This window comes from Heliomicrobium modesticaldum Ice1 (genome assembly GCF_000019165.1).
Taxonomy (GTDB): domain Bacteria; phylum Bacillota; class Desulfitobacteriia; order Heliobacteriales; family Heliobacteriaceae; genus Heliomicrobium; species Heliomicrobium modesticaldum.
In genome coordinates this window covers 2201578-2225259 of record NC_010337.2, presented here as the reverse complement: position 1 = coordinate 2225259, position 23682 = coordinate 2201578, and the positions used below count along the sequence as shown (strand labels likewise).

General features: G+C 56.7%; 24 protein-coding genes. All 24 read right to left on the bottom strand.

Annotated features, from left to right (window positions below; genetic code table 11):
• Positions 1 to 44: 44 nt before the first annotated feature.
• Positions 45 to 437 (bottom strand): TIGR02530 family flagellar biosynthesis protein, encoded by a 393-nt coding sequence (locus tag HM1_RS10090; protein ID WP_417999841.1) that lies wholly within the window; start codon positions 435 to 437, stop codon positions 45 to 47.
• 18 nt (positions 438 to 455) lie between these two features.
• Positions 456 to 1022: a flagellar hook capping FlgD N-terminal domain-containing protein gene (locus HM1_RS15955; RefSeq protein ID WP_012283284.1), complete on the bottom strand. Its 567-nt coding sequence runs from the start codon at positions 1020 to 1022 to the stop codon at positions 456 to 458.
• A gap of 23 nt (positions 1023 to 1045) precedes the next feature.
• Positions 1046 to 2725, bottom strand: coding sequence for a flagellar hook-length control protein FliK (locus tag HM1_RS10080; protein WP_012283283.1), 1680 nt, complete (start codon positions 2723 to 2725; stop codon positions 1046 to 1048).
• An 81-nt stretch (positions 2726 to 2806) separates the two neighbouring features.
• A complete protein-coding gene (locus HM1_RS10075; RefSeq protein ID WP_012283282.1) occupies positions 2807 to 3673 on the bottom strand; it encodes a magnesium transporter MgtE N-terminal domain-containing protein in 867 nt (288 codons plus the stop codon).
• A 12-nt stretch (positions 3674 to 3685) separates the two neighbouring features.
• The gene (gene fliJ, locus HM1_RS10070) at positions 3686 to 4141 is read right to left on the bottom strand and encodes a flagellar export protein FliJ (protein WP_041313714.1); all 456 of its coding nucleotides are present in this window, start codon (positions 4139 to 4141) and stop codon (positions 3686 to 3688) included.
• Entirely contained in the window at positions 4138 to 5439 is a 1302-nt protein-coding gene (gene fliI, locus HM1_RS10065; protein WP_012283280.1) for a flagellar protein export ATPase FliI, read from the bottom strand. Before fliI ends, fliJ begins: the two co-directional genes overlap by 4 nt.
• A 10-nt stretch (positions 5440 to 5449) precedes the next feature.
• Entirely contained in the window at positions 5450 to 6235 is a 786-nt protein-coding gene (locus HM1_RS10060; RefSeq protein WP_041313712.1) for a FliH/SctL family protein, read from the bottom strand.
• Positions 6228 to 7238 (bottom strand): flagellar motor switch protein FliG, encoded by a 1011-nt coding sequence (gene fliG, locus HM1_RS10055; RefSeq protein ID WP_012283278.1) that lies wholly within the window; start codon positions 7236 to 7238, stop codon positions 6228 to 6230. Before fliG ends, HM1_RS10060 begins: the two co-directional genes overlap by 8 nt.
• 4 nt (positions 7239 to 7242) lie before the next feature.
• A complete protein-coding gene (gene fliF, locus HM1_RS10050; protein ID WP_041313710.1) occupies positions 7243 to 8823 on the bottom strand; it encodes a flagellar basal-body MS-ring/collar protein FliF in 1581 nt (526 codons plus the stop codon).
• 39 nt (positions 8824 to 8862) lie between these two features.
• Complete coding sequence (fliE, locus tag HM1_RS10045) at positions 8863 to 9186, bottom strand: flagellar hook-basal body complex protein FliE (RefSeq protein ID WP_049754109.1); 324 nt, start codon at positions 9184 to 9186, stop codon at positions 8863 to 8865.
• 94 nt (positions 9187 to 9280) lie between these two features.
• On the bottom strand, positions 9281 to 9760 hold the full coding sequence (gene flgC / locus HM1_RS10040; protein WP_012283275.1) for a flagellar basal body rod protein FlgC: 480 nt from the start codon (positions 9758 to 9760) through the stop codon (positions 9281 to 9283).
• A 3-nt stretch (positions 9761 to 9763) separates the two neighbouring features.
• Positions 9764 to 10177, bottom strand: a complete 414-nt coding sequence (flgB, locus tag HM1_RS10035; RefSeq protein WP_012283274.1) for a flagellar basal body rod protein FlgB — start codon at positions 10175 to 10177, stop codon at positions 9764 to 9766.
• A gap of 279 nt (positions 10178 to 10456) precedes the next feature.
• On the bottom strand, positions 10457 to 11239 hold the full coding sequence (gene codY, locus HM1_RS10030; RefSeq protein ID WP_012283272.1) for a GTP-sensing pleiotropic transcriptional regulator CodY: 783 nt from the start codon (positions 11237 to 11239) through the stop codon (positions 10457 to 10459).
• An 85-nt stretch (positions 11240 to 11324) separates the two neighbouring features.
• Entirely contained in the window at positions 11325 to 12719 is a 1395-nt protein-coding gene (gene hslU, locus HM1_RS10025) for an ATP-dependent protease ATPase subunit HslU (protein ID WP_012283271.1), read from the bottom strand.
• Positions 12716 to 13276 (bottom strand): ATP-dependent protease subunit HslV, encoded by a 561-nt coding sequence (gene hslV / locus HM1_RS10020; protein WP_012283270.1) that lies wholly within the window; start codon positions 13274 to 13276, stop codon positions 12716 to 12718. Before hslV ends, hslU begins: the two co-directional genes overlap by 4 nt.
• A 25-nt stretch (positions 13277 to 13301) precedes the next feature.
• The gene (xerC, locus tag HM1_RS10015) at positions 13302 to 14324 is read right to left on the bottom strand and encodes a tyrosine recombinase XerC (RefSeq protein ID WP_012283269.1); all 1023 of its coding nucleotides are present in this window, start codon (positions 14322 to 14324) and stop codon (positions 13302 to 13304) included.
• 37 nt (positions 14325 to 14361) lie between these two features.
• On the bottom strand, positions 14362 to 15681 hold the full coding sequence (gene trmFO / locus HM1_RS10010) for a methylenetetrahydrofolate--tRNA-(uracil(54)-C(5))-methyltransferase (FADH(2)-oxidizing) TrmFO (protein WP_012283268.1): 1320 nt from the start codon (positions 15679 to 15681) through the stop codon (positions 14362 to 14364).
• A gap of 52 nt (positions 15682 to 15733) precedes the next feature.
• Complete coding sequence (topA, locus tag HM1_RS10005; protein WP_012283267.1) at positions 15734 to 17914, bottom strand: type I DNA topoisomerase; 2181 nt, start codon at positions 17912 to 17914, stop codon at positions 15734 to 15736.
• Positions 17915 to 17983: 69 nt separating this feature from the next.
• On the bottom strand, positions 17984 to 19120 hold the full coding sequence (gene dprA, locus HM1_RS10000; RefSeq protein ID WP_012283266.1) for a DNA-processing protein DprA: 1137 nt from the start codon (positions 19118 to 19120) through the stop codon (positions 17984 to 17986).
• A gap of 325 nt (positions 19121 to 19445) precedes the next feature.
• Positions 19446 to 19613 (bottom strand): hypothetical protein, encoded by a 168-nt coding sequence (locus HM1_RS15805; protein WP_187147769.1) that lies wholly within the window; start codon positions 19611 to 19613, stop codon positions 19446 to 19448.
• Between the two features lie 3 nt (positions 19614 to 19616).
• Positions 19617 to 19754, bottom strand: coding sequence for a hypothetical protein (locus HM1_RS15800; protein WP_012283265.1), 138 nt, complete (start codon positions 19752 to 19754; stop codon positions 19617 to 19619).
• Positions 19755 to 19879: 125 nt separating this feature from the next.
• Entirely contained in the window at positions 19880 to 21553 is a 1674-nt protein-coding gene (locus HM1_RS09995; protein WP_012283264.1) for a YifB family Mg chelatase-like AAA ATPase, read from the bottom strand.
• 175 nt (positions 21554 to 21728) lie between these two features.
• Positions 21729 to 22088: a YraN family protein gene (locus tag HM1_RS09990; protein ID WP_012283263.1), complete on the bottom strand. Its 360-nt coding sequence runs from the start codon at positions 22086 to 22088 to the stop codon at positions 21729 to 21731.
• A gap of 175 nt (positions 22089 to 22263) precedes the next feature.
• Entirely contained in the window at positions 22264 to 23682 is a 1419-nt protein-coding gene (locus tag HM1_RS09985; RefSeq protein WP_012283262.1) for an NADH-quinone oxidoreductase subunit N, read from the bottom strand.

The following is a 23682-nucleotide window of genomic DNA, read 5'->3' as shown; positions in this document are numbered from 1 at the left end:
CTCAATCGTTCAGCAGCCTGGGCTTCCTTCTGGAGGTCCAGCCCTTATTCCGTAATGACGACAGCGCTGTCGATGTTGGTAAAGACGTTATCCTTCAGGGCCTTTCCATCGACAGCCGTGATGACGGTGCGGTTCTTCACCGATACGACCAGCGCCAGATCCTTCATCAGGATCAGGGATTCCTTCGACCCTTTGCGTCCCGCCTTATCCACGGCGTCATTCAGCTTGCCCAGTTCTGCCTCTCCGAGGGAGATGTTCCGTTGAGCCAAACGCTGCAAGGCGTGGGAAGAAAATTTGAGCGACTTTTGATCGAGGATCTTCTGAAAGGAATCGCCAGAGATTTGGCCGGTCGGCTGAGAGATTGATCCCGGTTTCGCTTTGCCGACGCCCGGGATCAGCGGCTGCCGATAGAGGATTCGGTGATCCAAGGCCGCCACCTCCCTCTCTTGTTTTGCTTAACTCGCTTGCATTACCTTCGTAACCTCATTCAAGAGAACGTCTCTTGTTCTCTTTTCGCCGTTGACCTCGTATCGGACCTGAAGCGCTGCCATGCCGTTGCTGATGCTCACAGCGGTCACTTCGCCGGCGATTTTCTCTGTGACGATGTCTCCATCCTGGTCTTTCACCGGATTTCCCTTCTCGTCCAGTATCGGCACTGTTGCCTCCAGCTGTTTGCCCACGAAACTCACCGCCGAAACGATCATGTTGTCGGCCTGCATCTGCTGCTGAACTGAGATGAACTTAGCAAGAACATCGTTGAGACCCGTCATGGCCTTTTGCTGAGATGATTGGAATTTTTCAAAACCATCGGCGATGTTCTTCATCTGCTCCAGGGAAGAGAACTGCGCCATCTGAGCGATGAACTCCTTGTCTTCCATCGGTTTCATCGGATCCTGGTAACGAAGCTGCGTTACGAGGAGTTTGAGAAAATCATCTTTGCCCAGTTGACTGTTGCTCTTTTTTGTCGTCGTTCCCGCCGGCGCCGTATAGACGCTGCCTACATTATCGATCGTGCCCGCCATCAGCCTATCTCCCTTCGTGGTCGTCAAGCCAGAAACTCTACGGTTGTGTCCTCTCGGTAGTAGGCCCGTGTCGCAACGAAATCAATGGAACTGCTGTCTTCAAAGGCGGTCCCTTCGTTGGTTCGTCCGCCGCCGAGACTTTCCCATCGCGCTGACGAGGATTGACGAGAATCGCCAGCGCCGTGATGGGAATCCGATCCCTGTCGACCGACATCAACCTCTACACGGTCAAAACGCAACCCCTGCTCCTCCAGCGATTGTTTCAGTTGATTCAGGTTAGACTCGAGCATCTGCCGCACCTGCAGGTTCTCGGCGGCGAAGCGGACAGAGACGATGCCGTTCTCGACGGAAAGGTTGAGGTTCAGCTTGCCGAGGAACTCCGGTTTCAGTTGAATCCGCAGTTCGCTTGTGTCTGCCTTCTTGAGCAGTTCGCTGTTGGCCACGATCTGACGGAATAGGTCGGAGCGCATGACACTTGCAGCTTCACGGCTCATCGCTGGTTTGGGCAAGGCGGAAACGTTTTCTGCCGCAGTGACTGTCCGGCTATTCACTCCCTGAGCCTCGCTTAAGCGGAAAGTTGTCTCTTCCATAACAGGGGCGCCTTTGACGTTCGGCTGGCCGGGGGTAGCATTCAGATTCTGCCCTCCAGCCATCCAGCCGGTCGAGGTTTCGCCTTTTCCTTGGGCGGGCGCTGTGACAGGGCTTGCTGTTGCCTGGGCAGGTTCGCCGGTCTGCTGAGAATCTGTTGTTACGGCCATGGCTTGACCGCTCTCAGCGGGTTCCTTGCGCAGGCCTGCAAGGAGGGCCAGTTGGTTCGGCGGGACATTAAAGAGGGCGAAAGTAGTCTTTATTTCCGTCGTCTTTGGAACGGTGATGATGGAGACCGGTTGAGTTTCCATCGCCTTTGGCTCGGTAACGGCGGCGGCAGGAAGATGCGGCGCTTCAAGTTGACTTTGTTGTCTCGATAGTCCCTGTGGCAGTGCGGTTTTTTCGAATATTTCCGTCGACAGCAAGCTGGCAAATGCTTTAGGTAACGATTCTACTGTAAGGTCCGACTTGGCGTTGCTGCCAGCCGGCTGTCTCGGCTCATCGGCGGCGATAGACGAGGTCATCGGCTTGTCCTGCATCTCCGCCTCAGCAGAAAGTTCAACGCCGTCAGAGACAGGTTCCCCTCCTTCGGGAGGATTTGCCTGAGTGACGAAGGCGATGAGCGGGATCGCCGCTGCTGGTGTCTCTTCAACGGCCGTCGCAGCTTCAGCCGCATCGTCCTGGTTTTCTCGCTCGACAGATGCGGCCTCGACCCTCACAGGGTCCTTTGCTTGGGTTGCCCTCTTGCTTGTTGGCGCAGTTTTGTCGGCGACCGGTTCTGCCTTGTGGGCGATGGCCTCATCGGCTCGGTCGTTGCGCCCGATTCGGGGCCGTTCGTTGCTCCTCTCCAAAGCTTTGCTGTCGCGCTGAGCCCATCGCGCTCGTTGCATTTCCTGCTGGCGGTCAGGGATTTTCGGGGCGCTACCGGAGAGGGCTGCTCGTTGATCCATCCTGTTTCCCTGGGATTGCGGGAAAAGGCAGAGACGGTCGTGCAGGCAACCGGAAAAACCTCTGTCCCTTTGGGTTGCGCTGTTTGCTCCCCCTATTCCGCCGACGGCGGAATGGGATGATGCGGGGAGAAGGGCCAACCCATTTAGGATGGATAGGTCTGCCATCGATTCACCTCCTGAAATAAAAACGTAAGTCGCTGTCTTTCAGCCCAGGCATCCCCCCTTTCAGCGAAGCTTTATGATCAGTCACCCTTCCGGCCTCCCCATCAAATTGACGAGGCGCGCAGCCCGCGTTGGATTGGTGTAGGTCAACGCCGACAGCACCTTTCCAGCCGCGTCCTTGTTCATCTCCCGCAATATGGAGGCGGTCATTTCGTCAGGCAACTGCTCCATCAACATTGCCGCGTCGTCGGCTTTCATGGCAGCCATCGTTTGGGCTAGGTTCTGGTAGTTGCTCTTGGTGAGCTCGCTCTTTTTCAGATCCGAGTCGGCCTTTTTCCGGGCCGCCGCATCGCCGTCACCTGTTGCCATGGAGAGACGGGCAGCCCGCGCCGGGGAAAGGGCGGCGGTGATCTTGGCCGCCTTATCGACATCCATCCCGTTGAGCAACTGATTGACCATATCGTCAGGGAGATTTTCCATGATCTTGGCGGCGCTGGCTGGTTTCATCACCGAGAGCCGCTCAGCCAATTTCTCCCGATCAGCCTGGGCTTGTTTATCCTTCTCCGCCTGTTCCTTCAGGGCGGCCAGTTGCTGTTCCAGTTCCACTTTCTGCTGTTTCACGGCGTCGTCCTGAGAAGCGGTGGACTGTGCAGATGCCGCCGCCGCTTGCATCTCGGCCAGTTTAGCGTCCAACGCTTCTTTTTCCGCTTGCAATTGAGCGATGCGGTGCTCTTCCAGTGTCTGCTGGAACCCCTCGGACGCGGGATCCCTCTGCGGGAAGAAAGAACCGATGACCGGAAGGCTGCGCAAGTGGGGAGACAGGTCGACGAGACCGGTCATCTGGGCGGCGGCAAGCCCGGCCAGCAATACGACCGGGAGGGCCAATAGAAAAAAAAGCGTCATCGTGGACATCCCTTTTTTCTCTCCCTGCGCCGCTTCTGTGTCAGCCATCTCCTTCCCCCCTTATTCCTTGTATTCGTCGTTTCCGCTAAATCGATTGAGGGCCATTTCATCAAGCAGTTTCTGTTCCTCTCGCAACAAGGTTCTCTTGTAGTCGGCGAGATGTTTTTCCTTCAGCCGCTCCATCACCTTGCGGTCACGCATCGTCTCCAGCAGGCGCTGCCTGATCTCGGCCAGTTTGGTCTGCTCCTGTTGCCGTTCCCTCTCCTGGCGCGCCTCTAACTCCTTCAAGCGAAGCCAGTACTGGTTAAAGAGCAACCGTTCCTCCACATTGAAGGGCGCCCCAGGACAGGGGCGGATATTATCCATCGCAGCAGCCATTGAATCCCGCAGGGCAGCCAGTTCGGCCTCTTTTTGCCGCACCATCTCCTGTTGGCGCTGTAATTCTCCCCTCAAGACATCTTCCTGCCGCAGTTTCAGGTCGAGGGGCGTCTGCAATTTAAACCGAAATGGCTTCATGCGGCGAAGATATCCCGCAACCTGCCGATGGTTTCATCAAAGGGGATCGCCTCAAAAATATCCTGTCGCAAAAATTCCCGGCAGGCATCGATCTTCTTCAGCGAGTAATCGATCTGAGGGTTAGCGCCCTTTTGGTATGCGCCGATGTCGATGAGATCCTTAGCCTCCCGATAGGTAGCGAGGACGCTCCGCAGTTGCGCCGCTGCGTCACGATGCTCCTTCGACACCAGCTCAATCATCACCCGGCTGACGCTGCTCAGGATGTCGATGGCCGGGTAGTGGTTTTGGGCGGCCAGGTCCCTCGATAGGACGATGTGTCCGTCCAGGATGCCCCGGACGGCGTCGGCGATCGGTTCGTTCATGTCGTCACCGTCGACAAGCACCGTATAGAGCCCGGTGATGGTGCCTTTGTCGGAGGTGCCCGATCGTTCCAGCAGCTTGGGCAGCATGGCGAAGACGGAGGGCGTGTAGCCCCGCGTGGCCGGCGGTTCGCCGACGGCCAGGCCCACCTCCCGCTGGGCCATGGCGAAACGGGTGACCGAATCCATCATCAACATGACATCCTTGCCGAGGTCCCGAAAAAACTCGGCGATTGCCGTCGCCACAAAGGCGCCTTTCAATCGCACCAGCGCCGGCTGGTCTGACGTGGCAACGACGACAACGGATCGGGCGAGCCCTTCCGGCCCCAGGTCTTTTTCGATAAACTCACGGACCTCACGACCCCGCTCACCGATCAAACCGATGACGTTGATATCAGCCGTCGTGTTGCGGGCGATCATGCCAAGCAGGGTGCTCTTGCCGACACCCGATCCGGCAAAGATGCCAAGCCGCTGGCCGCGGCCACAGGTCAACAGGCCGTCGATAGCTTTGACGCCCAGGGGCAGTGGCTGCTGAATGCGCTTCCGCTTCAACGGATTGGGCGGCGACGCTGTCAAGGGATAATCACCTGTCGTGGCGATAGGACCACCGTCATCCAGCGGGTTGCCGAGTCCGTCGAGGACGCGTCCGAGCAACGCCTCCCCGACAGCCACCGTCAAGACGTCTCCCGTGGCCAGCACCTGGGAACCGGGACCGATGCCACCCATCTCTCCCAAGGGCATGAGCAGGGTCTTCCCCTCGCGAAATCCGACCACCTCGGAGCGGACCCGCTGTTTTCCCGATTGGGTAGAGACGAGGCAGACCTCGCCTAGGTTGGCGCTGGGACCGTCAGACTGGATGACCAGGCCGATCACCTGTGACACCTTTCCGTTGAGTCGCACCGGGTCCATGGTTCGTATCGCCTGCAGATACTTTTGCATGCCCTTCCACCTACCCGTGCATCACTTCTCGGATCACCCTGCGGACCTCTTCCAATTGGGCATCGATGCGCGCATCAACATATCCATGGTTGGTCTCAATGACACAACCGCCTGGCGACACCGTCTCATCCTGTTCTACCGCTAAGGTCCGCAACCCTCTGACCATGGCCATCAGTTCCGGCTTGATCGATTGAATGAGCGGATAATCCTGCGGATTGACTTTGAGGATCACGGCGCTCATATCGCGCACCTTTTTGAGGGCGTTGGCGGCGATATGGACCACCACATCCTGCCGGTTGGCAATCTCATGGGCAAGGATCTTTTCCGCGATGGTGATGGCCAGTTCCACCATCTCTGATTCTGTATTGTCGATGTAGGCAGCTTTGGCCTGGCGCGCCGCTTCCGCTTCTCGCCAAGCTTCGGCGACGATGGCTTCCGCTTCCTGCCGCGCCGCCTCCAGGCCTTGAGCGACGCCGAACTGATACCCTTCTTCGGCATGACGGCGCCGGATCGCCTCCCCCTCCTGCTCCGCTGCAGCGACGACTGCGGCGGCTGATTGGCGGGCTTCGGCGATGATGGCGTTCGCCTGTTCTCTCGCTTGGATCATCAATTCCTGAACAGCCTGACGCGTCTCTTCGAGGACCCTTTCGGCCTGGGCCTCGACCGTCTCTTCTGGCTCTAAGGGAGGCGTCGGCGGCTCCTCTGTCAGCGGTCCGGCAGGGGAAATCGGAAGAAACACTTCCAGCACCTTCGGCGACTCGGCACGAAAAGCAGCCGATTTGATGACCCTAGACAATCAACTCGTCCCCCCCGCCACGGGCTACGATGATCTCGCCGGCCTCTTCCAGCTTACGGATGATGTTGACGATGCGCTGTTGCGCCTCCTCAACATCGCGCAGCCGGACGGGACCCATGAATTCCATATCTTCACGCAGCATCTCGCCGGCCCGTTTGGATACGTTCCGAAAGATCTTCTGCACCACTTCGTCGCTGGAACCTTTGAGCGCCAAGGCCAGGTCTTTCGTGTCCACTTCCCGCAAGACTTGCTGAATAGAGCGGTCGTCGAGCATAACGATGTCTTCAAAGACGAACATGCGTTTCTTGATCTCTTCGGCCAGTTCCGGATCCTGAATCTCCAGGGCTTCCATGATCGATTTTTCAGTGCCTCGGTCGACGCGGTTAAGCATCTCGACGACGGTATCGATGCCGCCGGCGCTGGTATGTTCCTGGGAGACGAGAGAGGAAAGCTTCCGTTCCAGCACCATCTCCACCTCACGGATGACCTCCGGCGATGTGCGGTCCATGAGGGCGATCCGCCGGGCGATGTCGGACTGGCGCTCCGGCGGCAGGGCCGATAGGATGATAGAGGCCTGCTCCGGATTGAGATAGGCCAGTATCAAGGCGATCGTCTGGGAGTGCTCCGATTGGATGAAGTTGAGGAGTTGACCCGGATCGGTGCGGCGCACGAATTCAAAGGGCCGCACCTGCAGCGACTGGGTCAATCGATTGATGATTTCTAAGGCCTTTTGGGGTCCCAAGGCCTTCTCTAAGATCTCTTTAGCGTAGTCAATCCCCCCGGAATTGATATATTCCGAGGCCATGAACAATTGATGAAATTCATCGAAGACAGAATCGCGGTGTTCGGGAGTGACCTTGCGGATATTGGCGATCTCCAAGGTCATCTGCTCGATCTCTTCTTCCTTGAGGTGCTTGAACACCTTGGCTGATTTCTCCGGCCCAAGGGAGATCAGCAGTATGGCAGCCTTTTGTTTGCCGGTGAGGGTCGACTTGGCAGACACAACATCACCTCGACTCGTCCACTAACCATGTTTTCAACAGGCGGGCCACCGCTTCGGGATTGGTTTCGCTCAGTTCCTCGATCTTCTCCCGGAGGGCAAGTTTTTCCATCTCTTCCGGGCTCAGTTCAGGGACAGGCGGCGTGGGCACGGACGTATCGAAGGCCGGCGAGGGGAGCGGTTCCGGCGCTGGCGCAGGCTTGCGACGAAGATAGGCTCTTCTGGCATACAACCCGGCCATGACGAGCAGCGCAAGGGCAATAAGGGCGCCGCCGATCATCAGGTAGCGTTGGAAGGCTTTCTGTTCTTCCGCCATCCGGTTCATTTCATCGACGGCGCTCCGGTCGAAAGCCATGCCAAGGACGCTGATCTGTTCCACCCGGTCAGGTTGACCGGCTGCAGGCGGCTGAATGGGATAGCGAATGCCGACAGCCTGCGCGACAGCCTTTTCCAACTGCTGCGTTTCTTCTGGCGTCAAAGTGCGGTTCACCATCACCGATACGCTGAGCCGCTTCAGCGATGAGCCTGGCGGCGTGACGGTATGGGTCTCCGTCTTCGGGATCTCGTTGTTGACGATCGAATCCGTCTTCGAATAGCTGCTCGTGTTGTTGTTCGTGGCCTGCTGAGTGGGGATGTTGGCGCTCGTGCCTGGTGTTCCAGATCCGGTGGAGCCTTGTCCCGCTTCTTCCGTTTCACGGGTGGAAAGAGGCACCGGTTTGCCGAGTTTCACATCCTTGACTTCCTGTTGAGAAAAGTCCAATTCCGTGCTGACTTTGACGACGGCGTTCCCGGCGCCGAGGGCGCGGTTCAGCATATCCTGCGCCTTCTGCTCCAAACTTGCCTCAAAGTCCTTCTTCATCTGCAGTTGAGCCTTCGCCAATCCATCCAAATTGACTTTGTCGGATCCGCCGGCCGTAAAGAGACCTTCCGATAAGACATTGCCCGTATTATCGACGACGGTGACATTTTCTGGCTTTAATTGCTTAACGCTCCGCGATACGAGATGGATGATGCCGCGGATCTGTTTCTCCTCAAGGGTCGCGTACGGCTTCAAGATCAGCATAACCGACGCGGTGGCGTCGGTGGCGTTGCCTTTAAACAGGGAATCTGTCGCCGGAACAATCATCACCCGCGCGTTCTCCACACCGGGGATGTTTTGCAAGGTCCTCGACAGTTCTGTTTCTGTGGCGATTTTCAGGCGGATCTCTTTCTCTTTCTCTGTTTCCCCGAACCGACTCTCATTGAAGGTCTCAAAGCCCCAACCGGTTCCCTTGGGCAGACCGGAGTTGGCCAATTCAATCCGAAGGCTGGCTTGGTCCTTGGAAGGGACCAGGATGGTTTTCCCATCTTCAGAAACCTGGAAATCTACTTTCTGTTCTTTGAGTTTGGCCTGGATAGCGCCCGCATCAGCAGGATCGAGGTTTTGAAAAAGCGGGACATAATCAGGACGGCCGGCCAGGTAGACGAACGCCGCCAGGGATACGATTATCGCAACGAGGGAGCCTCCCAGAATCAGTTTCTGCTGACGGGAGAGACGACCCACAAGCTCGCTCAATTGGCTGCGCAACCGTTCCAACAATTCACCCATTGTTCAGCAGCCTTTCACCGTGATCTGATTAGCATTGTATTAAACTTGCATTCTCATGATTTCTTGATAGGCTTCCATCACCTTGTTGCGCACCTGCAAGGTAAGTTGCGTGGCAATCCCGGCTTTTTCTGAGGCAATGACCACTTGGTGCAGATCAATCGCCTTGCCGGCAGCCAGCTCAGCGGCGGCCGCATCAGCCTGCTTATGCAGATCGTTCACATGATTGAGGGCGTCTTGCAAAAAAGCAGAGAAGCTCTTGGGCATCCCTTCCGAGACCTTATTCCCGACAGCAGGTTTTTCCACCTTTTCCAGGGTGGTGCGATAGGGAAGCAATTGGTCAAAACGAATGGGCAGTCCGTTCATCAGGCCGCCTCCTTAACCATTGTTATAATAGCAGACATTTTTGATAAAGTGTGTAGGTATATAGTACTAATTCTAAGTAATGAAGAGCCTCCGCTTAGCCCTTTCCGATTTCAAGGGCTTTCATCGCCATCGATTTGGCAGCGTTTATGGCGGTGACATTGGCTTCATATGCCCGTGTCGCCGAGATCATGTCCACCATCTCGGTGACGGTGTTGACGTTGGGCATGCGGACATAGCCGGTCAGCGGACCGGTGCGGATCGCGTCCGGGTGCTGGGGATCATAGATCATCTTAAAAGCAGATTCGTCTTCAGCAACAGCGACGACACGGACCCCTCCGCCCGTTGCGTTCCTCCTGTTTTCCGCCGCCGAAAGGGCTGAAGCAAAAGTATCCGCTTCGGCTTGACGAGCGGCGAAAACCGGAATCTGGCGACGATAAGGCAAGACGCCGTCAGCATCGCTGTTTCCCGTCCGCGTCGTATTCACATTGGCTAGATTGTTGGAGATGATGTCCATGCGAAAACGCTGAGCCGTCAATCCGGAGGCGCTGGTGTCAATAGAGGAAAGAAACCGCATCGCTTACCGCACCCCCTGAAGCACATTCTTGATTCCCGATAATTTATGGGAGATCGTATTGATCATGCCATTATACCAAAGTGAGTTTTTCGCCAGCAGCGCCATCTCACGGTCCACATCGACGTTGTTGCCGTCGTTGCGGAAACTCTCGCTTTCCTGCGTGACCACTCGGACTGACAGGTCGCCGATACCCCCATTCAGCGGGATGTGACGGGGATCACTCCTTTTTCCCGTCATGCCGGAAGCCTCCCGGTCGATGACCGCCGCCAGTTCATCTTCAAATTGGACCTCTTTTCGTTTGTAACCGGGAGTATCTACGTTGGCCAAGTTATCGGCGATCACCTGATGGCGCGTTGATGCTGCGTCAAGACCTTTTTCCAAACTGCGAAGAATCGGCGTTTCGAGAAACCCTATCATGCGCTCACCTCATCTTGAAAAAATCGGGCCTTCCATGGCGAGATCTATACCGCCCTCTGCGGACGATGCCCCTATCCCGGCGATCCTTCACCTGGGTTTTACGCAATACTGCCTCACTGTTTTCGCTGTCCCTCTGACAAATCCTCTTTTCCTAACACTGCAAAAAACGAAAAAAGAAGGCTGACCCGATAGGTGCCTTCTTTTTTCGTTTATCTAAGTTCGTTATTTTTTATCTGATACGGTACTGCAACCAGATTCATTTTGCCAAATGTCATCCGATCAGTGACGCAGTTTTTCCAGCTCCTCCATCAGGTTGTCATTGAGGATACGAATGTACGTTCCCTTCATCCCCAAAGATTTGGACTCGATCACGCCAGCGCTCTCGAACTTGCGCAAGGCGTTGACGATGACGGAACGGGTGATGCCGACGCGATCGGCGATCTTCGAGGCGACCAGCAAGCCCTCGTTTCCTTCCAGTTCGGAGAAGATGTGTTCTACCGCTTCCAGTTCGCTGTAGGAAAGGGTGCCGATGGCGATCTGGACAGCCGCTTTTTTACGCGCCTCTTCTTCCATACGCTCCGCCTTCGCCCGAAGGATCTCCATCCCGACAACGGTAGCAGCATATTCGGCGAGAATCAGATCCTCATCGGTGAACTCCTCATTATATTTGGCCAGGACGAGGGTGCCGAGACGCTGACCACCGCCCAATATGGGTATGACGGTCATGAGTTTGTGACCATGAGAGCACGTTTCCCCATAATTGAAGACACAGGCGTTCGACACCTGACTGAAGTTGGCCTGCGTTTCGTTGATGCGGAGCAGATCCTGATTGTAGCATTCAGGAAAACGTTCCGTATGGTGGACAATGTCCGCCATGATGTCACAGGCAAAATGGGGCATGAAATTAAAGCCAAGGATTTTTCCGCGGCGGCCGATGATATAACAGTTGGCATTGATCAGTTCGCTGGTGATCTTGGCCATTTCTTCAAAGTTGACGGGATGCCCGGCTGACTTTTGAATCAAACGGTTCACTGTACGCGTTTTTTCTAGCAGCGTGCGCATTTTCCCCCAATAGACCTCCCTTATGTGATGTGTATGACGCCGAATATTCGGAAATATTCTATCTAGATGTTTATTATAACGCTTTTCACAAAATATATCTACTTAAATCTTCACGCTGCAAGATTCCTTCCAGACGGGATTCCACATATTCCTTATCGATGACTACTTTTTTGTCGAGAAGATCAGGGGCGTCGAAGGAGACATCCTCCAGGACTTTCTCCAAGATGGTGTGCAAACGGCGGGCACCGATGTTCTCTGTCTGGGTATTGACACGATAGGCGATGGCGGCGATCGCTTCCAGCGCTTCCTCCTTGAAAACCAGTTCTACTGCTTCTGTCGAAAGGAGCGCCACGTACTGTTTGAGCAACGAACCCTCCGGCTCTGTGAGGATGCGCTGAAAGTCCTGACGGCTGAGCGCCTCCAGCTCGACGCGCAGGGGAAATCTTCCCTGCAACTCTGGGATCAGGTCGGAGGGCTTGCTCACATGGAAAGCGCCGGCAGCGATGAACAGGACATGGTCCGTCTTGACAGGACCGTATTTGGTCATCACGGTGGAGCCTTCGACGATGGGCAGGATATCGCGCTGCACACCGCCGCGGGAGACATCGGGTCCCTGCCCCCCTTCCCTCGATGCGATCTTGTCGATCTCGTCGAGGAAGATGATCCCGGACTGTTCGGCCCGCTCAAGGGCCTCACGGGTGACGGCGTCCATGTCGATCAACTTCTGCGCCTCCTGGATCGCCAGGATTCGGCGAGCTTCACGGACGGTGACGCGCCGTTTCTTCCTGCCACGAGGGAGGATCTGGCCCAGCATATTCTGGATGTTGGCGCCCATCTCATCCAGCCCAGAGCCAACGAAGATATCGCCGAGCGGCATGGCGTTATCGTCGACTTCAATCTCAATCCAGTCGTCTTCCAATTCCAGACGTTTGAGCTTTTGGCGGATGATGGCCCGTTTTTCCCGCAATCCCGGATCATCGGAAGAGGGAGACGGCTGGTTTGTTTGTCCGCCACCGAACAGCATTTCGAGGGGATTGGCCATGTTTTTAGGGGCCTTCGGTTGCGGGACAAGGAGTTCGACAAGGCGTTCTTCCGCTTCACGGTCCGCCCGGGTTTTAACCTCTTCCATCCGTTCCGCTTTGACCATGCGGATGGCCGTCTCTACCAGGTCGCGGACCATCGACTCCACATCGCGACCAACATATCCGACCTCTGTAAATTTTGTCGCTTCCACTTTGACGAAGGGTGCCTGCACGAGGCGGGCCAGGCGGCGTGCGATCTCCGTCTTGCCGACGCCGGTCGGCCCGATCATGAGGATGTTTTTAGGGGTCACTTCATCGCGCAGGTTTTCCGGCAGCAACTGCCGGCGGTAACGATTGCGCAGCGCGATGGCTACAGCTTTCTTGGCGGCCTGCTGGCCGACGATATGGCGGTCCAGTTCCTCAACGATCTGTTTCGGTGTCAGGTTGACGGCGGTCATCTCTCACCCGTCCCTTCAATCTCTTCCAAGGTGATCCGGTCATTGGTAAAGACGCAGATCTCCGAAGCGACGACAAGCGCCTGCCGGGCGATCTCTCCCGGCGCCAGGTCGGAATGGCGAGCCAGAGCACGCGCCGCCGCCAGGGCGTAAGGTCCGCCGGAACCGATGGCCACGACGCCGTCATCCGGTTCGATCACCTCGCCATTGCCGGAGATGACCAGCAGGTGGTCGGCGTCAGCGGCGATAATCATCGCCTCCAGGCGGCGCAGGAATCGGTCTGTGCGCCACTCCTTGGCCAGGTCGACGGAAGCGCGAAGCAGGTTGCCGCGAAACTCCTGGATTTTATTTTCCAACTTGTCTAGTAACGTCAGGGCGTCGGCGACAGAGCCGGCGATGCCGGCGATGACCTTCCCCTGGTAGAGGCGACGAACCTTCTTGGCGGTCGCTTTCATGATCGTCCGATCGCCGAAGGTGATCTGCCCGTCACCGGCAACAGCCACTTGGGTTCCCCGTTTCACCGCCACGATCGTCGTTCCCATCATCTTCATCAGGCCCATCTCCTCTCTAACCTCGCGATTGATCTTATGCCCGCGGATGGGTTTTGTGGTATATCTCTTTCAGCCGTTCGGCCGATACATGGGTATATATTTGGGTAGTCGATAGTTTGGCATGGCCAAGCATCTCTTGCACCGAACGAAGGTCGGCGCCACCGTCGAGGAGATGGGTGGCAAAGGTGTGGCGCAGCGTATGGGGGCTGATCCCACGCTCTAGTGCGGCGCCGTCGGCGATCCGGGAGAGGATGTCCTGGGCGCCGCGCACACTGAGTCGCCGTCCCCGGTGGTTTAAAAAGAGAGCCGGCGACACCTCACGCTGCCGCCGCGCCAACGCAGGCCGTCCCTGCTTCAGGTAGCGACTGATCGCCTCCAGCGCCTGTTCTCCCACAGGCACGATCCGTTCTTTTCCGCCCTTGCCAAGGACGCGAACATAGCCCAGGCCTGCGTCGACGCTGCCCAGATCGAGCCCGCACAGTTCCGCTACCCGCAAACCGGAGGCGTAAAACAGTTCCACCATGGCCAGGTTGCGCAATGCCAGCGGTTCATCGCCTCTTCTCTCGGCAGCCGAGAGGAGGCATGAAACCTCTGATTCGCTCAGCGTCTTAGGGAGCGGCCTGCCCAGCTTAGGCGACTTAAGCCGTTTCATGGGGTGACTGGTCAGTTGGCCCTCCCGTACCAGGTAACGAAAAAAACCACGCCAGGCGGCCAGCTTTCGCGCCAGCGACGATCGCTCCATCCCGACGGCATAGAGGCGGGTAATGCACAGGCGCAGGCGATCAGCGGACACTTCAGGGAGACGAGGCACACCGGAGTCGGTCTGTTCCAGCAGCTCGATCAGTTGCGCCAGGTCGCTGGCATAGGCGCTGCGGGTGTGGATGGCGTGATTGCCTTCGGCGGCAAGGTAGCGCAGGTAGCGATCGATCCAACAGTCCCACTCAGCGGTCGGCGCCTGGGTGTTTTGCGCGACAGGAGGGTTCACGTTCCCTGCATCACTCTGCTCCTCCTTCTGATTCACCTTCTCAGAGACCTTCCCGCACTTTTCTTCGCCCATGATCTCACCTGACTTTTCACTGCTTTTGCCAGCCTTTTTATATTTCCTTTACAATAAGGTTTTCTGCCATAAACCGCTCCAACGACTCGAGCGCCCGGCGGGCGTGGGCCTGCTGGCGAGGCCTTTTGCCTTTCACTTTTTCCACCAACGGAGGAAAAAGTCCGTAGGTGACGTTCATCGGCTGAAAGTGCTTCGCCTCGGCAGTGGTGATGTAAGCCGGCAACGCGCCGATGGCCGTTTCCGGCGGGAATCGGAGCGGACTCCGTCCCTGGACGAGGCGGGCGGCATTCAATCCCGCCACAAGACCGGCAGCGGCTGATTCGACATACCCTTCCACCCCGGTGATCTGGCCGGCGAAAAATACAGACGGATCCTTGCGGAGTTGGTACGTCGGCAACAAGAGCGTGGGGCTGTTGATGAAGGTGTTGCGGTGCATGACGCCATAGCGGACGAACTCCGCCTGCTCTAAACCGGGGATCATGCGAAAGACCCGTTTCTGTTCGGGCCACTTAAGATGGGTCTGAAAACCGACCAGATTATACATGGACCCTTGCCGGTTCTCTTTGCGCAGCTGGACGACGGCAAAAGGGCGCCTGCCTGTCCGCGGATCGATCAGCCCGACCGGTTTGAGGGGGCCGAAAAGGAGGGTCTGTTTTCCCCTTTTGGCCATCACTTCGACAGGCATGCAACCCTCAAAGTAGATCTCTTTTTCAAACTCTTTCAGGGGATGGGCTTCAGCCGTTACGAGGGCTTCGTAGAACCGATCATACTCACTCTCGTCCATGGGACAATTGAGGTAATCGGCGTCGCCTTTGTCGTAGCGGGAGGCCCAGAAAGCCACCGACAGATCGACCGATTCGGCATAGACGATGGGCGCGGCGGCGTCGTAAAAGTAGAAATAGTCCTCACCGGTGAGACCCTGGATGGCTCGAGACAGGGCCGGTGAGGTCAAAGGGCCTGACGCGATGATCAGGGGTCGGGCAGCGGGGATTTCCCGGATCTCCTCCCGGCACAAGGTGATCCGGGGATGGTTGACCAACTTTTCCGTGATACAGGCGGAAAAGCCTTCCCGATCGACGGCCAACGCCCCGCCGGCAGGCACCGCATGGGCATCGGCGGCTTCCATGATCAGCGAACCGAGCCGGCGCATCTCTTCCTTCAAAAGACCGACGGCGTTCTCCAGGGCGGCCCCGCGCAAGGAGTTCGAACAGACCAGTTCGGCAAAATTGCCTGTCTTGTGGGCCGGCGTCATCTCGGTGGGACGCATCTCGAAGAGCTGGACGGGCACTCCCTGCCGGACAATCTGCCAAGCCGCTTCCGCACCGGCAAGCCCCGCCCCGATGATCGTCACTGTCAATCTATCGTCACCTGTTCTTCTGCGATTTTCTGCTTATAGATGATTCCGTTCGTTACGGCACACCAGGTTCAGCGAGTTCACGCCGTTCACCAGGTCCCCCTTGTGCTCTGGGATCCCCGACTGGCCATCCAGTCGAAGCTCCCTTCTCTCCATCAGAAACCGCCTCTTCATAGCCGCATCCTTCGGTGATGCAGACGCGGCGGGTCCCCAACTTTTTGGACTCCTTTTGCACCAGCGGTTTGTCACAGAGGGGACAGGGCACATTGGTCGGCCGCTCCCAGGAGACGTAATCACATTCAGGATAGTTGGCGCAACCGAAAAATTTGCGACCTTTTTTCGTTCGCCGGATGACGACATGACCGTCACATTTGGGACAGGGCACACCGATTTCCTCCAGCAACGGCTTGGTGAACCGGCATTCGGGAAAACGGGGGCATGCCAAGAAGCGGCCAAACCGCCCCTGTTTGATGACCAGGTTGGCGCCGCAGACTTCGCACCGTTGGTCGGTCACCTCATCGGCGATCTCGATCTCGCCGATCTTTTCTTCGGCTTCCTCCAGGGTCTCTCGGAAAGGTTCATAAAAATCACGGAGGATGCGCCTCCAATCAGCGGCACCTTCCTCGATGGCGTCCAGCTTCGCTTCCATGTCAGCCGTAAACTCGACATCAATAATGTCGGGGAAATGTTCCTTCAATAGATCGACGACGACCTCGCCCAGTTCGGTCAAGTAAAACTGCTTATCCTCACGAACCACATAACCGCGGGCGACGATGGTCTCGATGATCGGCGCATAGGTGGAGGGACGCCCAATCCCTCGTTCCTCTAGCGCACGGACGAGGGTCGCTTCGCTGTAGCGCGGCGGCGGCTGAGTGAAATGCTGCTTCGGCTCAAGCTTCTGCAGGTCCAGTTTCTCGTCGACGCTCACCTCGGGGAGGAGGCCTTCCTCTTCCTTGCTGTCGTCATCTCGCCCCTCGATATAGACCTTCATGAAGCCGGGGAACTTGAGCACCGCGCCGGAAGCGCGGAAACCGAAGGCTCCCGCCTTGATCTCGATCGTCGTCGTATCCATAATGGCAGAACTCATCTGGCTGGAAATAAAACGTTCATAAATCAATTTGTATAATTTATACTGGTCGTTGGTCACGACTGCTTTCAACGTCTCCGGTTCGCGCGTCACTGAGGTAGGCCGGATCGCCTCGTGAGCGTTTTGGATTTTGCCCTTGTTTTCGTAGACGCGCGGCTCTGCAGGCAGGTAATCGGAGCCGAAACGGGTCTGGATGTGCTGGCGGACCTCTTCGACGGCGCCGTCGGAAACGCGCACCGAATCGGTGCGGATATAGGTGACAAGACCGACGGTGCCCTCTTTGCCCAGGTCAAGACCTTCATACAACTGCTGAGCAATCATCATGGTCTTGCGGGCCGTAAAACCGAGTTTGCGATAGGCCTCTTGCTGCAAGGAACTGGTGGTGAAAGGTGGCGACGGGTTGCGGCGCTTTTCCTTCCGCTTAACCTCGCTGACGGCAAAGACCTGCCCGGCCAGTTCCCCCAGGATCCGGTCCATCTCTTCGCGGCTCTTGATCTCCAACTTGTTCTCATCCTGCCGGACGAGCCGCGCCTGCAGGTTCCCCTTGACGGCTTTCAACTCCGCCGTCAGGGACCAGTACTCGTCAGGCGTGAAATCGTTGATCTCCTCTTCCCTATCGCTGATCAACCGCACCGCCACCGACTGCACTCGCCCGGCGGAGAGGCCTTTGCGGATTTTGCGCCAAAGAAGCGGGCTGAGGTTGTAACCGACAAGCCGATCGAGGATGCGGCGGGCCTGTTGGGCCTCAACGCGGTTCGTATCGATGGGCCGCGGTTTTTTGACGGCCTTTTGTATCGCCGACTTGGTGATCTCATTGAATTCAATGCGGCAGGGTGTATGTTCATCAACACCAAGGACCTGCGCCAGGTGCCAGGCAATGGCCTCTCCCTCCCGATCAGGGTCAGGCCCGAGCAGGATCTGGTCCGACTTTTTAGCGGCTGTCCGGAGTTCTTTCAACAGTTCTCCTTTGCCCCGGATGGTGATGTACTTGGGGTTAAAGCCCCCGTCTACATCGACGCCAAATTGGCTTTTGGGCAAATCGCGCACATGGCCCATGGAGGCCTTCACCTGGTAGCGGCGACCGAGAAACTTGCCGATGGTTTTCGCTTTGGCAGGCGATTCGACGATGACAAGCACCTTATTGGACAACCAGGTCACCTCTTATCTATCAATAATGACCTATTCCATACTGACGGGATCCATTTATACTATTATAACCTAGACGGCGACAAAACCGCCGCCCCGCTCCATTTGAACGCGCCCCTTCAATTCCAGCAGTGTCAAGGCCGCAGCCACCTCCGACCCAGAAAGACCCAACCGGGCGGCCAACTCATCAGCGCTTCTCGGCTCCCAGTCAAGGATTTCCAGAATCCGGCGCTCCGCCTCGGACTGATCAGATGAAAGCCGATTCTCCGAAAGTTGTTCGTCGGAAGAGTGTGCAGGCGCGGATAAGGGCAGGGTCAGTTGACGTTGGACCTCATCGAGGATGTCTTCGACGGTGATGACCAACTTGGCGCCCTGCTGGATCAACCGGTTCGTCCCTATGCTCTGTGGCAGTGTGATCGGCCCCGGCACAGCAAAGACATCGCGCCCCTGCTCCAAAGCCTGATCGGCGGTGATCAACGCACCTGATTTCTCCCCCGCCTCGACGACGATGACACCGTTCGAGAGCCCTGAAATAATCCGGTTGCGCACCGGAAAAGTACCCGGTTCGGGACGCTTCCCCGGCGGGTATTCGCTCACCAATGCGCCCTGTTCCACGATACGGCTGGCCAATTTGCCATGTTCCGGCGGATAGATGACGTCGACGCCTCCGGCCAAGACGGCAATCGTTCGTCCTCCCGCCTCCAGGGCGCTTTGATGGGCGATCCCGTCGATGCCGCGGGCCATGCCGCTGACGACCGTTCGTCCATGTTGCGCCAGGTCCCTGGCAATGGCAGCGCAGGCTTTCACGCCGTATGCAGAGGGCTTGCGAGTGCCTACGATGGCGAAGGCTGATTCATCTTCGGCCGTGAGCTTTCCTCGCACATACAGTACAGGCGGTGGGTCGGGAATACTGCGCAAGAGCGCGGGATATTGTTCATCGATAAGGAGGACGGCGGCAATATCACCCTGGGTAAGGCGGCGCAACAGCACAGTCACCCGATCGGCGCGCCGCCTCGCCTGCAACGTTCGCTCCCAACCCTGCCGGCTTAGACCGGCCACACCGTCCCAGCGCTCATCTGCGGCCAGCCAAGCGTTGCGGGCCGTGCCAAAATGCCCTAAGAGGGCATAAAACCGCCGAGGTCCGATACCGGGCAGCGCGGACAGCGCAATCCAACTATCCCGCTCTGATAAAGCCGGAGGGTGGGTCATAGGTCTCGTCCCCTCTCTATCACCGGCGCCCTGCTTCCCTGACCTGTCTGGATAATCGTACCATCGAACGATATCTACAGTAACGGGTTATCCAATCCCTGTCAAGCAAAGGCCCGAAAAATTGTGGTCATCTTCACAACTTGTTGTGGCGACGATACATATCGGGTGAGGGTAGGGTCTTTAAGAGGCAATGAAATCGCCTACTTATTCGACTATGAAGATAGAATTCCTTTTTGTCCTGGTGACACATTTTCCAACAGAATGTAGGAAAATTCGTCAAGAAAAAACCCCTCCTTACCGCTTTGGGCAGAGGGGTTGATTCCGCCTAATCTTCCATTTCACCGACAGCGTTCAATTCCTCATCAATCTGATTAAGAGCGAAGAGCGACTCACACAAGCGCTGCAGATCGAGCATATTTATCGTTACAAACTGACCCTTGCTTTCGGGAACATCCATGGCCAACTTGGCAGCAGCAACGGCGACATCCCGCAAGGCCTAGCGCTGTTGCTGCTTCTTGGTAAGCAATGCATCGGCATAAAGCGGAGCCAACTCGGCGTCTCTAGATACCTGATTTCTCAGTTCAAGCAATGTAACGGCTCCTGAAGCGGCATTGCCCAGCTTTTTTTCTTCCACTCCCGAATCACCCCACCATTCTTTGCTTCGATGACGTATTTTGACGAAATAATGGTTAAATCCTGCAAAAAGTTCTGAATTTGTTCTTTATTTGTAAGGCAGCAACTGTTCCTTTCTTCGATCCCTTACAACCGAAAACGCAACGCCTCCGCCAAGTGGATCCGGCCGATTCTCTCAGCGCCGTCTAAATCAGCTATAGTCCGAGCAACCTTCAAGATGCGATGCAACCCCCGGCCGCTCAGTCCAAGACGCCGGTAGGCTTGCGATAACAAAGTCTCGCTTTCGCTGTCAAGTTCCGCAACTTTTTTTAACGATTCAGCATCCAAGTGGGCATTGCAGACGGCTGGTTGATTCTGTAACAGCGGCAGACGCTGTGTTAGCGCTCGGTTGCGATGCCACTGCCGCTTCCGGGCCTCGATCACCCGGTTTAAGACGGTCTCCGAACTCTCCTCTCCCGCTAGAGGCCCTGTCGTAGCATCGACGAGTTCCTTATAGGTGGGACGGGTCACCGCCACCTGCAGGTCCATCCGGTCCCACAGGGGTCCTGAAATCCGGTTGCGATAACGCTCTACTGAGACAGGAGAGCAGAGGCACTCCTTCTCGGGATCGCCGAGATGGCCGCAGGGACAGGGATTCATGGCTGTCAGCAACATGAAACGGGCAGGGAAGGTGACGGCGCCGCCTTGTCGGGCGATAGTGACCTGCCCGTCTTCTAAAGGCTGGCGCATCGCCTCCAGTGCCTCCCGTGAAAATTCAGGCCACTCGTCCATAAACAGAACACCGTTGTGGGCCAGGCTGATCTCGCCGGGTCGAGGCGGACGCCCTCCGCCGACAAGGGCCGCCATTGTCGTGTAATGGTGGGGTGTCCGAAAAGGCCGGCTGTCCACCCATCCGACGCCTTCCGGCAAAGCGCCGGCGACGGAGTAAATCATTGTCGTTTCCATCGCTTCCTCGTCGGTCATCGGCGGAAGGATCCCGGGCAGGCAACGGGCTAACATCGTTTTCCCCGTTCCGGGCGGTCCGATGAGGACCAGATTGTGCCCGCCGGCAGCGGCGATCTCCAGTGCTCGCTTGGCGACAGTTTGGCCGCGTACAGCGGCCAAGTCAGGTATGCCCGAGGGGAACAGTCCCACAGTGTTGGCTGATGCCCGTGAATAGAGAGCCTTTCTCACTTGTCTTTTCTGAGAAGCAACGGGAGAAAAGGTAGGTGATTGGCCTATCAGGCATTCTACAGCAGTTTTTAATAGAGCGGCACCAACAGCCTCGATCCCGTTGACCCGAGAAGCCTCGGCAAGATTGGCTTCGGGCACAAGCAACTTCATCAATGTAGCGCCGCCGCGCACCTTTGTTTTATGGAGGCTTTCTTTACATATATCTCCTTCTATACCTTCCAATCTCCTCTGCCAGGTTCGAGCCAGTCCCCATGCCATGGCCAGTACGCCGCTCACAGGTCGAATGGCGCCATCGAGGGCCAATTCCCCCACGAGAAACCAGTCCCGAAGACGACTTGCATCGATTTGGCCGGTCGCCGCCAGAATCCCAATGGCAATAGGTACATCGAGTCCCGAACCATCCTTGCGCACATCAGCAGGCGCTAGGTTGACAGTGATCCGTCGCAAAGGAAACTCGAAACCGCTGTTGCGTAAGGCTGATCGAACCCTCTCTCGGGCCTCCCGCACAGCCGTAGCAGGCAAACCGACAAGGTCGAAGGCCGGAAGACCATTGGCCACATCGACCTCCACTTCAATCGGCTGCGCGTTCAGTCCTTCTAATACAACGCTATGGACGCGGGCGAGCAAAGCAAAACCTCCAAACGCTTTTTTCTGTTAAAGCAGTGTGTATAGGAGGTTTTCGACACAATATTTTTATTTCCTTTTATTTACTTTGCTGGTTGTGGTAAGATTTTTTAAAAAGAAAAAAGCATCGACTCGTCTTTGACGGGCGATGACATGCAGATATCGAGCGTAACGACTCTCACGGTGTAAACATCCCTCGGATGTGCTGTAACTGTTCCTCCCCACTATCCAGGCGAAGAATGCTGATCAGATCAAACCGGGGATCTCCCGGAGGGCCCTGATAAGTGCCCAAAAAATGGCCTGCCGTAGCCATCAGTCTGCGGCGCTTGCGATAATCGACCGTCTCCTCGCCTCTCCCGAAACGCTCCGACGACCGGGTACGAACCTCCACAAAGACGATCCAATTCGACTCTCGGAGGATCAAGTCGATCTCGCCTCGGGGCGTCCGATAATTCTGACAGATCAAGGACCAACCCAGCCCCAGCAGGTGTTGCAGCGCCCTCTCTTCTCCCCATCGCCCCAGAAGAACGCGGTTCATTTCCTCACCCCATCTGGCCTTCCGTTAACGAGTGATCATCGGAAAGCTGAACACCACCGGTGCTGAAGCTGCAGTTGGAGATAGGTATGGCCTTGCTTGGTGCGGATAGGGGATGCAACGTCATAGAAATACCTTGCATCCCCTGTTTTATTACCATCGATAGCGATCGAATACCTTAGAAAAGCGATTTCGCAGCCACCGTCGCCACTTCTGCCAACGGACCCGGGTAGATACCCAGGATGACAGTCACGACCATGGAGAAGATGACCGTCAGCTTCATGGGGCCAGAAACAGGTATAGGCCGGTCGTCCTTCGGGTCATCGCGCCACATATAGAGGGACACATTCAGATAGTAGTAGACGGAGACCATGGACATGACGAAGCCAAGGAAGGCCGGCCAGAGGACGCCCTTGTCCATGATAGCCGAAAAAAGGTACAGCTTGCCGACAAAACCGGCAAGAGGCGGGATACCGGCCAGCGAGAGCAGGCTGATGGTCATCACCGATGCCAGAAGAGGCTGTCGCTGAGACAGTCCGGCATAATCAGCAATCTCATCAGATCCGATAGCCCGACCGACGGCAGTAGCAACAGCAAAGGCGCCCATGTTAGCGACCACATAAAGCATAGCGTAGAAGAGAATGCCCTTCACGCCGGGAGCGTCTGTCGACATGAGACCGACCAACAGGTAGCCGGCCTGAGCGACAGAGGAATAGGCCAGCATTCGTTTGATATTGGTCTGGGGGATGGCGACAACGTTGCCGATCACCATGGTGACGCCAGCCAAAACTGCAATGACCGTCAGCCAGTCGGCGCCGCCCTGAAGGGGCATACCTTCCAGAAATAGACGAACCAGGACAGCAAAACCGGCCGCTTTGGAGGCTGCCGCCAGGAAGCCGGTGACCGGCGTCGGGGCACCTTCGTAGATGTCAGGCGACCACATGTGAAAAGGCACAGCAGAGATCTTAAAGCCGAAACCGGCAATGATGGTGACGACGGCGATCGCCAGCGCAGGGCTCCAGGTGAGCCGCGCCAGCAGGTCGGGGATGACCGTGGTACCTGTCAAGCCATAGAGGAGGCTCAACCCATAGAGCAACACTGCCGAAGAAGCGCCGCCGAGTAGCAGGTACTTGACACCCGCCTCCGAGGAACGGCCGTCGCCAAGGATATATGCGACGAGAATGAAGAAAGTGATTGTCATCAGTTCCATGCCGACATAGAGAGTGACCAGGTCGTTTGCCGAAGCCATGACCATCATGCCCAGGGTGGCAAAGACGAGCAACGCGTAGAACTCGGTCTTAAATCGGGGCAGTCCATCTACATAGTCGATGGCCGACAAGATGACGAGGATCGCGGCGACGAGGAAGATCTCCTTCATGAAAACGGAGTAATCGTCCAGGATCCAGAGTTGGTGGAAGGTGTTGGTGTTGATGCCATACTGGAAGAAGGTGACCACGAGGATACCCAACAGGCCGAAGACAGCCGCATAGGCGACGCCGCGATGACTATCTTTTTTCCGGTTGAGCAAGCCGATGGCCAGCAACCCGATGCCCAGCAAAGCCGTCAGCATTTCTGTCGTGAGCAGACTAAAATTCAT

What these genes read in the sequence shown, in the direction of transcription:
- HM1_RS15955 (WP_012283284.1), bottom strand. Translation starts at nt 1,022, where the DNA reads ATGGCGGGCACGATCGATAATGTAGGCAGCGTCTATACGGCGCCGGCG.
- HM1_RS10080 (WP_012283283.1), bottom strand. Translation starts at nt 2,725, where the DNA reads ATGGCAGACCTATCCATCCTAAATGGGTTGGCCCTTCTCCCCGCATCA.
- HM1_RS10075 (WP_012283282.1), bottom strand. Translation starts at nt 3,673, where the DNA reads ATGGCTGACACAGAAGCGGCGCAGGGAGAGAAAAAAGGGATGTCCACG.
- fliJ (WP_041313714.1), bottom strand. Translation starts at nt 4,141, where the DNA reads ATGAAGCCATTTCGGTTTAAATTGCAGACGCCCCTCGACCTGAAACTG.
- fliI (WP_012283280.1), bottom strand. Translation starts at nt 5,439, where the DNA reads ATGCAAAAGTATCTGCAGGCGATACGAACCATGGACCCGGTGCGACTC.
- fliF (WP_041313710.1), bottom strand. Translation starts at nt 8,823, where the DNA reads ATGGGTGAATTGTTGGAACGGTTGCGCAGCCAATTGAGCGAGCTTGTG.
- fliE (WP_049754109.1), bottom strand. Translation starts at nt 9,186, where the DNA reads ATGAACGGACTGCCCATTCGTTTTGACCAATTGCTTCCCTATCGCACC.
- flgC (WP_012283275.1), bottom strand. Translation starts at nt 9,760, where the DNA reads ATGCGGTTTCTTTCCTCTATTGACACCAGCGCCTCCGGATTGACGGCT.
- flgB (WP_012283274.1), bottom strand. Translation starts at nt 10,177, where the DNA reads ATGATAGGGTTTCTCGAAACGCCGATTCTTCGCAGTTTGGAAAAAGGT.
- codY (WP_012283272.1), bottom strand. Translation starts at nt 11,239, where the DNA reads ATGCGCACGCTGCTAGAAAAAACGCGTACAGTGAACCGTTTGATTCAA.
- hslU (WP_012283271.1), bottom strand. Translation starts at nt 12,719, where the DNA reads ATGACCGCCGTCAACCTGACACCGAAACAGATCGTTGAGGAACTGGAC.
- hslV (WP_012283270.1), bottom strand. Translation starts at nt 13,276, where the DNA reads ATGGGCCTGATGAAGATGATGGGAACGACGATCGTGGCGGTGAAACGG.
- xerC (WP_012283269.1), bottom strand. Translation starts at nt 14,324, where the DNA reads ATGGGCGAAGAAAAGTGCGGGAAGGTCTCTGAGAAGGTGAATCAGAAG.
- dprA (WP_012283266.1), bottom strand. Translation starts at nt 19,120, where the DNA reads ATGACCCACCCTCCGGCTTTATCAGAGCGGGATAGTTGGATTGCGCTG.
- HM1_RS09990 (WP_012283263.1), bottom strand. Translation starts at nt 22,088, where the DNA reads ATGAACCGCGTTCTTCTGGGGCGATGGGGAGAAGAGAGGGCGCTGCAA.
- HM1_RS09985 (WP_012283262.1), bottom strand. Translation starts at nt 23,682, where the DNA reads ATGAATTTTAGTCTGCTCACGACAGAAATGCTGACGGCTTTGCTGGGC.